The sequence below is a fragment of the Mesoplasma entomophilum genome (genome assembly GCF_002804125.1).
Taxonomy (GTDB): Bacteria; Bacillota_I; Bacilli_A; order Mycoplasmatales; family Mycoplasmataceae; genus Mesoplasma; species Mesoplasma entomophilum.
The window spans coordinates 497,042-511,164 of sequence record NZ_CP024966.1; the positions used below are offsets into that span (position 1 = coordinate 497,042).

The 14,123-nt window shown below is 27.2% G+C and carries 12 protein-coding genes and 1 riboswitch; all 12 genes read right to left on the bottom strand.

The window, feature by feature from the left end; genetic code table 4:
- Nucleotides 1-10 precede the first annotated feature (10 nt).
- Nucleotides 11-628: a hypothetical protein gene (locus MENTO_RS02230; protein WP_099651246.1), complete on the bottom strand. Its 618-nt coding sequence runs from the start codon at nt 626-628 to the stop codon at nt 11-13.
- 58 nt (nt 629-686) lie between these two features.
- Nucleotides 687-1,811 carry a tRNA 2-thiouridine(34) synthase MnmA gene (mnmA, locus tag MENTO_RS02235; protein WP_099651247.1) on the bottom strand — a complete coding sequence of 375 codons (1,125 nt, stop codon included), beginning with the start codon at nt 1,809-1,811 and terminating at the stop codon, nt 687-689.
- Nucleotides 1,812-1,881: 70 nt separating this feature from the next.
- Nucleotides 1,882-3,417: an NCS2 family permease gene (locus tag MENTO_RS02240; protein WP_099651248.1), complete on the bottom strand. Its 1,536-nt coding sequence runs from the start codon at nt 3,415-3,417 to the stop codon at nt 1,882-1,884.
- A gap of 83 nt (nt 3,418-3,500) precedes the next feature.
- Nucleotides 3,501-3,595, bottom strand: a riboswitch (purine riboswitch).
- A 67-nt stretch (nt 3,596-3,662) separates the two neighbouring features.
- Nucleotides 3,663-4,787 (bottom strand): molecular chaperone DnaJ, encoded by a 1,125-nt coding sequence (gene dnaJ, locus MENTO_RS02245; RefSeq protein WP_099651249.1) that lies wholly within the window; start codon nt 4,785-4,787, stop codon nt 3,663-3,665.
- A 57-nt stretch (nt 4,788-4,844) separates the two neighbouring features.
- A complete protein-coding gene (dnaK, locus tag MENTO_RS02250) occupies nt 4,845-6,623 on the bottom strand; it encodes a molecular chaperone DnaK (RefSeq protein WP_206335751.1) in 1,779 nt (592 codons plus the stop codon).
- A gap of 27 nt (nt 6,624-6,650) precedes the next feature.
- Nucleotides 6,651-7,214 (bottom strand): nucleotide exchange factor GrpE, encoded by a 564-nt coding sequence (locus MENTO_RS03885; protein WP_206335753.1) that lies wholly within the window; start codon nt 7,212-7,214, stop codon nt 6,651-6,653.
- Nucleotides 7,207-8,235 (bottom strand): heat-inducible transcriptional repressor HrcA, encoded by a 1,029-nt coding sequence (hrcA, locus tag MENTO_RS02255; protein WP_099651250.1) that lies wholly within the window; start codon nt 8,233-8,235, stop codon nt 7,207-7,209. Before hrcA ends, MENTO_RS03885 begins: the two co-directional genes overlap by 8 nt.
- Nucleotides 8,236-8,290: 55 nt before the next feature.
- Entirely contained in the window at nt 8,291-10,426 is a 2,136-nt protein-coding gene (locus MENTO_RS02260) for an ATP-dependent Clp protease ATP-binding subunit (protein ID WP_099651251.1), read from the bottom strand.
- Between the two features lie 115 nt (nt 10,427-10,541).
- Nucleotides 10,542-11,408 carry a thymidylate synthase gene (locus MENTO_RS02265; protein WP_099651252.1) on the bottom strand — a complete coding sequence of 289 codons (867 nt, stop codon included), beginning with the start codon at nt 11,406-11,408 and terminating at the stop codon, nt 10,542-10,544.
- 58 nt (nt 11,409-11,466) lie between these two features.
- Nucleotides 11,467-12,414, bottom strand: coding sequence for a Holliday junction branch migration DNA helicase RuvB (ruvB, locus tag MENTO_RS02270; protein ID WP_099651253.1), 948 nt, complete (start codon nt 12,412-12,414; stop codon nt 11,467-11,469).
- A complete protein-coding gene (gene ruvA, locus MENTO_RS02275; protein ID WP_099651254.1) occupies nt 12,407-12,955 on the bottom strand; it encodes a Holliday junction branch migration protein RuvA in 549 nt (182 codons plus the stop codon). Before ruvA ends, ruvB begins: the two co-directional genes overlap by 8 nt.
- Nucleotides 12,956-12,995: 40 nt before the next feature.
- A complete protein-coding gene (locus MENTO_RS02280) occupies nt 12,996-14,051 on the bottom strand; it encodes a hypothetical protein (protein WP_099651255.1) in 1,056 nt (351 codons plus the stop codon).
- Between the last annotated feature and the right edge of the window lie 72 nt (nt 14,052-14,123).

Sequence of the window (14,123 nt, forward strand, 5' to 3'; positions counted from 1 at the left end):
ATTGATATTATTAATTTCCTTCTTTACTTCTGATAGGAACAAATTTTTCTTTATGGTCAGTTGTTCTTTGGATAACTGGGTTCTTTTTGTTTTCTTTAGCTTCAGCTCTAATTTTTTTGATTTCTTCTTTTTCAATTTTAGCTAATTCTTTTTCCTTAATTCGATCAGATTTTTTAATTGCCTTTCTTTCTTCTTTAGTTAATTTAACTTCTTTTTGACCAATAGCAATTCTTTGTTCTGTTTCATTTAAATCTAAAATTGTATTGACTACTCATTTAGTTGCATAATTCTTTTTATCAATTTTAGTTGTAATACCTTCAACCTCATAAGCTCTTCTTTCAATTGACTTTTGTGTTTTAGGCTCAATTAATTCAACAACAACATCAAAAACGTCACGATATTTATATTCGGGTCCTTTTCTTGAATAAACTTTTTCAAATTCAACTCTAATATTTTTTCTGTTATCTGTTTTAGCTAAAAATGCTTTGATTTCATTTCTAACCGCTTTATATCTTTGTTCTTTTTCTTTTTTAGCTGCTTTTTTTCCAGTAATTGTTGTAATGATTACAAATCCTACAACAACAACTAACATAACTAAAAGAATTATTAAACCTGCACTGTTACCCATAAAAACATCATTCCTTTTCTTTTAAATTCTTTATTATTATAAATTATTTTTTCTAAAATTATTCTACTATATCAATAATTCCTCCACCTAAACAAATATCGTTTAAGTAGAATACTGCTTCTTGACCTGGAGTTACCGCTTTAACTACTGCATCATAAGATACTTTATATTGCGTATCTTTAATTTTAGTTAGTTTAACTTTTACATCAGGTTGTCTATATCTAAATTTTGCTGTACATTCAAATTCATTAATATTATCTAAATATTTTGATATATCTAATGATCAATTAATTTCATTTACAGTTGCACTATTTGATAATAAATAACTTTCATCACTTGCTGGACAAACATAAATTATTTTTTTCTCAATATCTTTTGCAGCAACATAGTAGGGTTCTTTCATTCCACCCAAATTAAGACCTTTTCTTTGCCCTATTGTGTAATACATAGCTCCAATGTGTTTTCCAACAACTGCATTAGTTTTAATATCAACAATATCACCAGGTTGATTTGAAATATAGTTTTGTAAGAATTTAGTAAATTCTCTTTCACCAATAAAACAAATTCCTGTTGAATCTTTTTTGTCAGCTGTAATTAATCCTTGTTCAGCTGCAATTTTTCTAATTTCAGGTTTTTCCAAACTTTGTAACGGAAATAAAGTTTTTGATAACTGAGCTTGAGTTAATTGACATAAGAAATATGTTTGATCTTTGTTTGTATCAACTGCACGAATCATTTCATATTGTTTTGTTTCTTCATTAAATCTAACTCCAGCATAATGACCCATAGCAATATAATCTGCTTTCAATTCATTAATTGCATGATTTAAAAATTTATCAAATTTAATATATTTGTTGCATAAGATATCTGGGTTAGGAGTTCTTCCTTTTTTATATTCTTTAATAAAGTATTCAAAAACATATTCTCAATATTCTTGAACAAAATCAATTCTATGTAATTTAATTCCCAATTTATTTGCTACTTCTAAAGCATCTAAATAATCTTGTTCTTGAGGACACACATCATTATCAATTTCTTGATTACCTAAAATATCATTGTTTGCTGAGGAATCTCAGTTACGCATAAATAATCCTTCAACTTCATAACCCTGTTGAATTAGTAAATAAGCTGCTACTGATGAATCAACTCCACCGCTTAAACCTACAATAACTTTCTTTTTCATAGTTCCTCCTTACACAAAAAAATTACTCAAATGAGTAATTTAATTTTATCATATTTTTGTTTATTTCAAATTATATTTGTATGAATGCAAAAGCAATAAAGTAAATAATAAATAATAAAGATAAACAATAAACTGAAGGGTTAACCTTTTTAGCTTTACCAGTTATCATCATCATGAATGAATAGCTAATAAACGCCATTGCTACACCATTAGCAATTTCATAAGTTGCTATCATAAATAAAATTGATAAGAAAGTTGGAACCAAAAATTCTGGCTTTTCTCATTCAACATGAGCTGCTTCTTTTATCATCATAATTCCAATGTATACACAAGCTGCACTTGTAATAGGTTGAGGAATTAATTTAAAGATTGGAAATAATGCAATAGCTAATAAGAATAATATACCATTAACAATTGCTGCCAATCCTGTTTTTGCGCCTTGCTCAATTCCTGCTCCAGATTCTGCAAAAACTCCTAAAGGTGTTGTTCCTGTTACTGAAGCCATCATTGTACCAACTGAGTCAATAACTAAAGCTCTTTGACTAATTTCTTTATGTTGATTTGTTTTTTTATCTAATTGATTTGTAAATGCTGCCATAGTTCCTGTAGCATCAAAGAAGTTAATTAACATAACAACAAATATTGAAATATAAGTTACAGGTGATGTTCAAATTTTAGTATTTCCAAATGCTTTAAATGTTGATTTTCAATTTCATGCGAATCCTTCAAAATCATAATTTCAACCTTCTCATTTTCTTAAGTCAGCTGAACCTAATAATGAAATTGCTTTTGAATCACTTGGAAGTGTAGAAGCTAGTATAATTGCTATAACTGACATTGATAAAATTGCTAAAGCAACTGCTCCCGGTATTTTTTTAAATGTTAAAAATAAAATTAAAAGTAATGTTACAGAGCCTAAAATAATTGGCAAGTAGTTATCTCTTAATGTTGCAACAGAAGCTACTGGTACTCCAGAATCTTCTTGCATAGCTAATCAACCCATGCTTGAAATCCCAACATAAGCTATAAATAAACCAATACCTATACCAATTGCTAAAACTATTCCTTTTGGAATTGACTTAATAATAAATGATCTTAGTGGTGTTAGTGAAACAGTTACAAAAACTACTGATGAAAGCATTGTAACTATCATAGCTCCTTCAAAACCTAAACCACCACTGATTCCAATGTTTACGCTTACTAAAGCATTCATACCCATTGATGTAGACATTGCAACAGGAATATTAGCAAATAAACCCATAACAATACAACAAATACCTGAAACCAATGCTGTAGCAAAGAAAATACCAAAGTAATTCATTGCTCCTGCGCTTTCGTTTATTGAAGGAGTATTTGAAACCAACCCAGGGTTAACTGTAAGAATATACATTAGTGAAAGGAAAGTTGTAACTCCACCAATGATTTCTTTTTTCATAATCGCACCTAAAGTATCAAACTTAAAGTACTTTTCAATTGAACGGATAGCTTTATTGTTGCTGAAGACAAAAGCTTCCTTGTTTCTCTGAGCTGTTTGCTCAGGTGTTTCATTTAAAAATAATTCAGACTCATTTTCAGCTTGAGTCTGTTTAGGACTTTTATTATTCATTTTGCCTATTCTTTCTATGTATAAAATTCAATGAAGAACTCAGCAAAAATAAAAAGAGTTTTCACAACGCGCAAAATACGCATAGTGAAAACTATAAAACTCATAATCTAACATTGGTGTTAGGTAGAGACTCCTTCCCGATATGAAGGATTATATAAGTTTTCATATTCATTTTATACTTAGTTATTTTATCTAATAAATTATTAATATTCAAATAAAAAATCAACTTATAATTAAAGTTGATTTTATTCAATATTGTTTTTTGGTTCAAATGATGAAAGTTCTTCTAAATTTTTAAGTATTTTTTTCTCTTCTTTTGAAACTGAAGTTGGGACTGATATATTAATTCTAATTAATAAATCTCCACGTTTATCAGATGTTTGATTTTTAAATAGACCTTTGTCATGAACTTTTATTAATTGCCCTGAATGAACACCTTTTGGTATTTTTAATTTAACAGGTCCATCTAAAGTTTTAATAATAACTTCATTTCCCAAAATTGCATCAAGATATGAAATATTATAATTCATAATTAAATCATTAGAATTTTGTACTAATTCAAATACATCACTTTTAACTATACCAATAGTTATAAAAAGATCTCCAGGCATTCCACCTTCTAATGAAGCATGTCCTTGTCCACGCATAACAAACTGTTGACCAGGTCATAATCCTTTTGGTAATGGTATTTCAATTTCTTCTCTTTTTGTTTCAACACCTTTACCATGACAATTTTTACATTTATTTTTGAATTCTTTTCCGATTCCATTACATTTATCACAAGTAATTTGGTTTTGAACTTGGAAAGGACCCATTTGTTTGTTAACAATTATTTGTCCTGCTCCATTACATTTTGTACAAGTATGAACATCGTTTGGATTTTCTGCTCCAACACCATTACATTTAGCACAATTCTTAATTAAATTTAAAATTGTTCTTTTGTTAACTCCAAAAACTAATTCTCTATAAGTTAAAGTTACTTCTAAACCGATATCTTGGCCTTTGCTTGGTCCTCTTCTAGATGAACGACTACTTCTTCCTCCACCAAATAGGTCTGAGAAAATGTCACCAAAGTCCATTCCTCCACCCATGTTTGAGAAGAAATCCTCAAATCCTCCAAAACCAGAACCGCCAAATCCTGAACTACCATCAAAAGCAGCATGACCAAATTGATCATATTTAGCTCTTTTGTCAGCATCAAGTAAAATGCTTGCAGCTTCATTTACTTCTTTAAACTTTTCTTCAGCACCGCTTTCTTTATTCACATCAGGGTGGTACTTTTTAGCAAGTTTTCTATAAGCACTTTTAATTTCTTGTTCTGTTGAAGTTTTAGAAACACCTAAAACTTCATAATAATCTCTTTTTGCCATGTTGTTATTCCTTTTTAAAAAATAAAACTAACAGTTGTTAGTTTTTTAAATTTATTTTTATTTGTTTTCTTCTGAATCTGATTTTTCTTCTTCAGGTTGAACACCTTGTGCTTGAGCAAATTGACTTGCCATTTGAATCATTTGTTCTAATTCATTAACTTTAGTTTCTAAAGTTTCATAATCTTCTTTTTCAATTAATTCTTTAACTTCAGTTATCATTTTTTCAGCTTGTTCTTTTTGTTCTTGTGGAACTTCTATTCCTTCTTGAGTTAAGCTTGATTCAATAATTGCAACATAACTTTCAGCTTTATGTTTTAATTCAATATTTTTTCTTTTTAGTTCATCAGCTTCTGCATTTGCTTCAGCTTCTTTAATCATTTTTTCAATATCAGCATCACTTAATGCTCCAGAATTACTAATTGTAATAGATTTTTCTTCATTAGTGTCTTTATCTTTAGCAATAACACTTACAATTCCATTTACATCAATTTTAAATGTAACTTCAATTTGTGGAGTACCTTTTGGAGCTGGTTTAATTCCAGTCAATTGGAATTGACCTAATGATTTATTGTCAGCTGCCATTGGTCTTTCACCTTGCAATACATTAATATCAACTGCTGGTTGGTTATCAACTGCTGTTGAGAATACTTGTGATTTTTCTGTAGGGATAGTTGTATTTCTATCAATTAATTTAGTCATAACTCCACCCATAGTTTCGATTCCTAAAGATAATGGTGTAACGTCTAATAATAATACATCAGTAACATCTCCAGCTAATACTCCACCTTGAATAGCAGCACCCATAGCTACAACTTCATCTGGGTTAATTGAACGGTTAGGTTCTTTACCTAATAATTCTTTAACAATTTTTTGAACTGCTGGAATTCTTGTTGATCCACCAACTAATAAAACTTCATCAATGTCACTTGCGCTTAATTTAGCTGCTTGTAATGCATCTTTAACAGGTTTTGAAGTTCTATCAACTAATTCTTTTGTAATTTTGTCAAATTCTGTTCTTGAGAATTGAGTTGAGAATGAAACAGGTCCATTTTCGTTCATTGCAATAAATGGTAAATTAATTTCTACTTCTAATTGACTTGATAAATTGATTTTTGCTTTTTCAGCTTCGTCTTTTAATCTTTGTAATGCCATTTTATCGTTTTTTAAATCAACACCACTTTCAATTTTAATTTTTTCAATTAATCAGTTAATGATTTGAGTATCAAAGTTATCTCCACCAAGTTTGTTATCTCCACTTGTTGATAAAACCTCGAATGTTCCATCAGCTAATTCTAAGATAGAAACGTCAAATGTTCCTCCCCCTAGATCATAAACTAAAACTTTTTCTTCTTTATCTTTTTTCTCTAAACCATAAGCTAACGCAGCAGCTGTTGGTTCATTAATAATTCTTTCAACTTCTAAACCTGCAATTTTACCTGCGTCTTTAGTTGCTTTACGTTGTGAATCATTGAAGTAAGCAGGAACTGTAATAACTGCTTTAGTAATTTTTTCTCCAACTTTTTCTTCAGCATATTTTTTCATGTATCTTAAAATTTCTGCTGAAATTTGTTCTGGTGTATATTGTTTACCATTTACATCAATTTTTTCATTTGTTCCCATTTTTGATTTAACTGAGATAACAACGTTTGGATTTGTAACTGCTTGACGTTTTGCAGCTCCACCAACAATAATGTCTTCATTTTTAAATGCTACAACTGATGGTGTTGTTCTTTGTCCTTCTGGGTTTTCTAAAATGATTGGTTGTCCACCCTCCATGATTGAAACAACTGAGTTAGTTGTACCTAAATCTATTCCTATAATTCTTTCTTTTGCCATAAAATTATTTCTCCTCTTAATATTTAACTATTTTGCCACTTTTACAATTGCGTGAATTAATACTCTATCGTGAATCATATATCCATCTGAAATCACAGACACTATTTTATTTGATTCCATACCACTATCTTCTAGTGATTCATTTGCTTCATGAAAATTCGAATCGAATTCATCCCCCGCTTTAACACCCATTGCTTTTATTCCATTATTTTCAAATGCATTTTCTATTTGACTGATGATCATTTTAAATCCCATTAAATAGTTTTGTAATTCTGGACTTTCAGTAGGTGTATCAACTACTTTTTTTAATAAATCAATTGGTTTAATTAAGTCTTCAGCTAAATTGCTTGAACCATATTTTCTAATTAAAGCTTCTTGTTCATTTCTTTTTTTAGTTAAATTTGCAATATCTGCATTTCTTAAACCTTTTTGAAATTCAATTTCTTTTTCACAACTCTCAATTTGCTTTTTAAGATCTTGAATCATTTTTTTATAATCTTTTTTTTCTTTTTTTATTTCTTCAGTTATAACTTCTTTTTCATTATTTTCAACTGAAGTTTCTTCTTTTTTTAATTCTTTTTCATTACTCATTTTTATGATCATCTCCATTTATTATTTCTACAATCAAGTTAATTAATTGATTAGCTTGAGAATAATCAACTCTCTTAGGCCCAACCAATGTTAACATGGTCGAACCTTGTTCAGTTTTAATTGCCGTTTCGACAATTGAAATATCACTTAAATCTTCAGATATTTCTTCACCGATTTTTGTACTTATTTGAATCATTTTTTGATTTGAACTATAACTTACATCAAATCAGTCAAACGGTGACATGTTTTCCATTATGTTAATAACTTTTTTAAGTTTTTCTGTGTCATTAAACTCAGGATTTTCTAACATGTTTTTCATTCCAACAATTTCTTTTTTAGATTCTTTTGGTTGTAAAATGTTTGACATAAAAGTCTCTAAAATTAAATCATAGTTTTTAACTGTGTTTTCTAAGTTAGGTCTAATAAGTGATATGTTATTTTCTATTTCCTTAACAGGAGTATCTACTAAACAATCTGAAAATATTTTTATTGATATTGATAAATCTGATAATGAAATATTTTTTAGATCGAACAGTTGATTTTGCATTTCTCCATTTGAAAGAATGAAAATTACTGATGCCATAGTTTCTGATAATGGAATTAGATCTATTTTTTTAACCATTAACTCACTATTTAAGTTTTGTTTGGTAACAATAGCAGTCATCTTAGTCATTTCACTAATTATTTGACTAGCTTGTTCTAAAACATTTTCAATTTTTGTCCCACGTTGAAATAAAATTGTTTTCAAGTTTTCTTTTAAACTCTCATTACAATCATCAAATTCCATTAAGTGATCAACATAATATCTGTATCCCTTTGTTGAAGGAACTCTTCCAGATGATGTGTGTTGTTTTTCTAAATAATTCATTTCCTCAAGTGTTGCAGAATCATTTCTGATTGTTGCGCTTGAAACTTGTATATTAAGTAATTCTTGAATTCTTTTTGAACTAACAGCTTGATTAGTCTTAATATACTCTGAAACAATTACTTTTAAAATTTGAGCTTGTCTTTCGCTTAACATTATGATCACCTGTTTTTATTTTAGCACTCTATGTATTAGATTGCTACTTTTTTTACTAATTTCTAATTTTTGATAAAGAAAAGCTATCATTTTCAACTGTTATTGTATATCTAATGTTTTCTTCAATTTCACCAGAAATAATTTTTTGAGCTAATAAAGTTTCAATGTTTTTCTCAATATATCTTTTAATTGGTCTAGCTCCAAATTGTGGATCGTAACCTTCATCAATTATTTTATTTTTTGCCTTTAAGTCAAATGTTAAAAATAAGTTTTTATCATTTTCTAATCTAGTTGATAAAATGTTTAATTCTTTTGTAACAATTTCAGCAATATTTTCTTTTGATAATGGATTAAATATTACAACATTATCAATTCTATTTAAAAACTCTGGTCTAAAGTGTTTTAATAATTCAGATTGAATTGCTATTTTACTTTCTTCAGATGTTGAACCGTTTTTTAAAATATATTCACTACCTAAATTTGAAGTTAAAATAATAATTGTATTTTTAAAGTCCACTGTTTTTCCTAGAGAGTCAGTAATTCTTCCTTCATCCAACACTTGTAATAGAATATTAAAAACATCTGGGTGAGCTTTTTCAATTTCATCAAATAAAACGATTGAATAAGGATTTCTTCTAACTGCTTCAGTTAATCTTCCACCTTCTTCATATCCAACATATCCAGGAGGAGAACCAATTAATTTTGAAACACTATGTTTTTCCATATATTCACTCATGTCAATTCTTACCATTTTTTTACTTGAGTTAAATAATATATCAGCTAAGCTTCTTGCTATTTCAGTTTTACCAACTCCAGTAGGTCCCAAAAATAGGAAAGAACCAATTGGTTTATTTGGATCTTTAATTCCACTTCTACTTCTTAAGATTGCTTGAGAAACTGCTTCAATAGCTTCGTTTTGACCTTTTACTCTTTCTTCAAGTGTAGTTTCAAGTTCAAGTAATTTAGTTTTTTCTGATTCAACTAATCTATCAACTGGAATACCTGTTCATTTAGCAACGATTTCAGCTACATTTTTTTCAGTAACTTCTTCACTAACTAATGTTTCACGAGTATTTTTTTCAGCTTCACTTAATTGTTTTTCTAAAGTTGGCAATAATGAATATTGAATTTCACCAGCACGTTTATAATTACCTTCATTTTGTGCAATTTCTAATTCATTTCTTAAATTTTCAATTGTTGTTTTAAAACCATTAATTTTTTCTAGTTCTGATTTTTGTTCATTTCATTCACTAGCTAATTTTTCTTGTGCAATTTTTGTTTTTTCAAGTTCTTTAATAGCTTCAGCTAATCTTTCTTTTGACTTGTCATCTTTTTCTTTTGAAAGAGCACTTTTTTCAATTTCTAATTGCATAACTTTTCTATTTATTTGATCTAGCTCAGTAGGCACACTTGCTAATTCAGTTTTAATAGTTGATGAAGCTTCATCAATTAAGTCAATTGCTTTATCTGGTAAAAATCTATCCGCTATATATCTATTTGATAAATTTGCAGCACTAACAATTGCATTATCATGAATTCTAACTCCATGATATGTTTCAAATCTTTCTTTTAATCCTCTAAGTATTGAAATAGTTTGATCAACTGTTGGTTCTTCAACCATAACTCTTTGGAATCTTCTTTCTAAAGCAGAATCTTTTTCAATGTATTCCCTATATTCTTTTAAAGTTGTTGCACCAATTGCTTTTAATTCACCTCTTGCAAGAGCTGGTTTCAATAGGTTAGAAACATCCATTCCTCCCCCACTACCTGTTTTACCTGCACCAACAATTAAGTGAAGTTCATCTATAAATAGAATTATTTCACCTTCTGATTTTTTTATTTCATTAACAATAGCTTTAACTCTTGATTCATAATCACCAAGATACATTGCTCCTGCCATTAAACTTCCCATGTCTAACTCTAATATTCTTTTGCCTTTTAAAATTGAAGGAACATCTCCTTTGACTATTCTTTGAGCAAGTCCTTCAACTACAGCTGTTTTACCAACTCCAGGTTCACCAATTAAAACTGGATTATTTTTAGTTTTTCTTGAAAGAATTCTAATAACTCTTAAAATTTCTTCTTCTCTTCCAATGATTGGATCAATTTTCCCATCCTTAGCTGTTTGAGTTAAGTCACGAGTATATTTTTCTAATGCGTTTACTTCTTCGCCTTTTTGTTGAAATTCCATAATAAATTCCCTCCTTGATAAAAACCTATTTCCTAGGTTTGTAAATATATTAATACATAAATTTAGCAAAGTCAATAGGAGAGTGCTAATATTGTAACTAAGAAAAAAGAAGCTACTAAACTGCAACTTCTCCTGTAATTTTTGCATGACTTTGATAACCTTCAATTTCAATATCTTCAAATGATATATCAAAAATTGATTTATTTGAATTTATATTAATTTTACATAATGGCAACGGTTCTCTTTTTAATTGTTCATTAATTTGATCTAAGTGATTTAAATAAATATGTGCATCACCAATTGTATGAACGAAGTATCTCGCCTTTAAATTACATTCTTTTGCAATTAATTCCATTAGCAATGCATATGAAGCTATATTGAAAGGAACTCCCAAAAATACATCTCCACTTCTTTGATACAATTGTAAATCTAATCAACCATCTTTTGAAACATAAACTTGTCAAAATGAATGACACGGAGGTAATAGCATGTTATCTACTTCTGCTGGATTTCATGCTGAAACAATATGTCTTCTTGAAAATGGATTGTTTTTAATATCATTAATTAATTTAGTAAATTGATCAACTCCACCAAAGTCTCTTCATTGTTTTCCATAAACAGGACCTAAATCTCCTCATTTACTACAAAAATCATTATCACTTTTTAATCTTTCGACAAATTCTTGTAAAGTTTCATTATTAAATTCAGCTGATTTTTTAAAATTATCATAAGGTCATTCATTTCAAATCTTTACATTATTGTCAACTAAATATTTTATGTTAGTATCCCCTCTAATAAATCATAACATTTCATGAAATATTGCTTTATAGAAAACTTTTTTAGTTGTTAATAAAGGAAAACCTTCACGAAGATCATATCTTTTTTGCACACCAAACTTAGATATTGTTCCTGTGTTTGTTCGATCTTCTCGTTTTTCTCCATCTTTTAAAATTTCATTAACTAATTCAATATATTGTTTCATGTTTGATCTCCCTTATTCAATGTTAAGATTATAATTCCAAAATTATTAATTTTCTTTTCTAAATATATTGATTTTTATTTTTTTCTAAATACATTTTTCCTTTGTTAGTTAATTGTCTACCACGGCCTGTTTTTATAATTAATCTTTCTTTTAAAAAGATTGGCTCCATATTATTTAAAATTGTTTGATTAGGTACATTTATAATTTGTGCTAAGCTATCTAATGACAATGTATTATTTTCTGATAGTGTAAATAAGTAGTCTAAATCTTTTTCATTTAAACCATATTCATAAAGTCCCATTTGTTTAAAAACTCATATTAAATTTTTTTCTGATAAGTCTATTATTTTTTCTGTTATTAAAAAATCATAAATTCTTTTTACCAAATTTATAGCAACTCTTGGGACTAATCGAGAAAATTTAGCAATAATCTTTGCTTGTTCTATTTCTATTTTGTATTCTAATTTATTAAATGTATTAATTATAATTTTCGTCAAATCATCATGATTGTAACCCACTAATTCAAATTGTATTGGAAATCTATTTAAAAAAGGAAATGGTAATTTATTTATTTCTGTTGTTGCAGTTATGATAGTGAAATTTGGTAACTTTATATTAACTATTTTAGAATTATATTCTTTTCCAATAATAATGCTAAGTTTATTTTCTTCTAAAACCGGATATAAAACTTCCATGATGTCTTTGCTAACTGAATGAACTTCATCAATAAAAAGAATTTGGTTTTCTTTTATACTTGTTAGAACTGAAATTAAGTCACTTGGTCTTTGTAAACTAGGACCATTTATGATATAAATTTTGGTTTTTAATATTTTGCTTAACAAATAAGCTAAGCTTGTTTTACCCATTCCACTTGGTCCTGAGAAAATTATCGGATCTAAAACTTTATTTTGTTTGATTGATGATTCTATACATATTTTTAAATTCTTAATAACCTTTTCTTGTCCAATGTACTCACTCCACTTACTTGGTCTAAAATCATTACTCATAACTAATTTGTTCCATAACTATTTTAGTTATTTCATCCACTGAAAGTGAGTTATCAACATTAGCAATATTTTTCATTATTGTTTTATAAGAAAATCCTAACTTAACAAGTGCTGTCATTATTTTTTCTTTTTTTTGAGTTATTTTGTTTTTGAAAAAATGCTTTTGTAATTCTTCAATTATTAGTTTAGCTGTATAATTGCCAATTCCTTTTAATTTAGCCAATCTTTCAATATCGTATTCTTCAATCATTTTTATAAATTCTTCAAATGAAAAATTATTTAATAAATAAAAAGAAGTTTTAAGCCCTACTGTTTTAATTTTCACCAATTCTTTAAAAAGGTTTCTTTCATCTCTTGATCTGAAAGCTATTTCAACATTTTCAAATTCAGTATTATGATCAACAATAAATAATTTAATGTTTTTTTCATTTTTAAAATTATCTTTTGATAAATAAGAAAAGTATTCTCCTTTATTTTGATACTCAACATATAAATAATTATCATCAATTGAGTTAATATCACAAACTATATAATCCTTCATTCTTTTCACCTCATATAGTTATTAAGGAAAAAAACAAAAATTATGATTTTATTTTAAAAACAAAAGCTTTTTGAATAGTTTTATCTTTAAGTAAATATTCATTAATTTCTTTCAAAATCATTTCCAATTTATTAAAGTTCATTTTAAAGTTCTCATCAAATTTATCTGATTGATCAATAATATATAAGTTTTGATGGTTTGTATAATTAGATTTTAATCAGCAATCAAAAGAATAATTAGCTAATTTTGTAATAATCATTTCAACTGATAAATTTTTTTCAAAATCAAATTTTTCATCAATGTAAATACTCAAAAAAGGAGGTATTCTTGAAAATATTTTATAGTTTTTTTCTTTTTCTTCAAGACTTATTAAACCTTGGTTATTTATACAAAAAACATAATTCTTTTTAACATATAAAATTGCAAAAAAATCGCAAAAAGGAATTAAAAAACCTTTATTGTTTAAATTCCTAATTATTGGAGTTGTTAAAAAATTATCAAAAAAGGGTATTATTCTAAATTCATACTCATCTTGATTAAATTCAAAATTGTTATAAGAGTTTTCAACATCTTTAAAGCTTGTAAATTTTTGCTCATTTATAAGTTGATTTAAATTTAATAAATCAACTTTATTATTTGTTAAATCAACAGCGTGTAAAACTTTGTTATAAAAATTAGTATCTCTAAATAATGTAAGTTTAATGAAATCATTAATTGTTTTTTCATGTTGTTCAAAAAACTTATCTAGTGAATTGATAGATTTTGATTGAAATGAGCTATTTATTTCTAAATCATCAATTTTATTTTTACACTTTGAAATAAAATTACAAAAATTTGATTCTATTTTGGACCAGCTTTTTTCAATTTCAGTTTTATTAGAATCATTTGCTAATTCAAAATAAAAATTACTATCAGTCTGAATAAATTTTTTAAAATCTTTTAAGTCATTGATGGTATAAGTTTTTTCTATTTTGATATTCCTTAAATTTATTTTTACTAATGTAAATGATTTATTCGGATCAACAAATAAATAGTTATCAACTGATCTTAATATCAAAGATTTTGGAAATGTGTGCATTTTTATTTTATTATTCATTATTTTTTAACCTTTTGATTTATTTTAACAAACTGAGTAAAACATAATTTAAAAATAAAAAAACCTTTATAA